This is a genomic window from Dielma fastidiosa (assembly GCF_000313565.1).
GTDB lineage: Bacteria > Bacillota_I > Bacilli_A > Erysipelotrichales > Erysipelotrichaceae > Dielma > Dielma fastidiosa.
The window spans coordinates 1-1,107 of record NZ_CAEN01000085.1 but is presented as its reverse complement, the minus strand read 5'-3'; the positions used below and the strand labels follow the sequence as shown (position 1 = coordinate 1,107).

Below are 1,107 nucleotides of genomic sequence, written 5' to 3'. Positions count from 1 at the left end.
ATGAACTATCAAGAGCATGCAAGAAACATCCGAAAGAATATCGTAAAAATGGTAACAGAGGCAGCCAGCGGACATCCGGGCGGAAGTCTGTCAGCAGCTGATATTCTGACGGTGCTGTATTTTAATGAAATGGATCTCACAAAAGAAAATGCGGGAAGTAAGGATCGTGACCGTTTTGTGTTGTCAAAGGGACACGCGTCACCGTTACTGTATGCGGTGTTGGCAGAAAAGGGAATCCTTGATGAAGCAGCGTTAAAAACATTCAGAAAGATCGATTCTAAACTGCAGGGACATCCGAATATGAATTATGTAACCGGTGTCGATATGTCAACCGGCTCATTGGGTCAGGGTATCAGCTGTGCGGTAGGTATGGCATTGGCCAACAAGGTGCAGAAGAATGATCACCGCATCTATACGTTATTGGGTGATGGTGAATGTGAAGAAGGACAAGTATGGGAAGCAGCGATGGCAGCGGCTCATTATCAGTTGGATAATCTGTGCGCGGTCGTTGATTTCAACGGTCTGCAGATCGACGGTGATATCACGAAGGTCATGAATCCAACGCCGATCGATAAGAAGTTTGAAGCGTTTGGCTGGCATGTGATCGATATTGACGGTCATGACTATGAAGCGATCGAAAAGGCATTTGAAGAAGCGAGAGCGACTAAAGGTCAGCCGACGATGATCCTTGCGCATACGATCAAAGGCAAGGGCGTCAGCTTCATGGAAAACAATGCGGCATGGCATGGCAGTGCGCCAAGTGCAGAACAGTGCGCGCAGGCAATCGCAGAATTGGGAGGCGAATAAGATGGGCAAGACAGCAACAAGAGAAGCGTACGGCAAAGCGTTGGCAGAGCTGATCGTCGAAAATGAAAAAGTAGTGGTATTAGATGCTGACCTGACAAAATCAACAAAAACCAGTGATGCGAAGAAAGCCTGTCCGGAGCGCCATTTCAATATGGGAATCGCGGAAGGCAACATGATGGCAGTAGCGGCAGGCTTAGCGGCGAGCGGCCAGATCGTCTACGCGTCAAGCTTTGCGATGTTCGCGGCAGGCAGAGCGTTTGAACAGATCCGCAACAGTATCGCCTATCCGCATCTGAATGT

The 1,107-nt window shown here is 48.8% G+C and carries 1 protein-coding gene and 1 pseudogene; both read left to right on the top strand.

Annotated elements, in window-relative coordinates:
* Positions 1-807 (top strand): transketolase, encoded by an 807-nt coding sequence (locus DAHG_RS00075; protein ID WP_022936298.1) that lies wholly within the window; start codon positions 1-3, stop codon positions 805-807.
* Position 808: 1 nt separating this feature from the next.
* Positions 809-1,107: pseudogene (locus tag DAHG_RS18150) on the top strand (transketolase family protein); the annotation flags it as partial.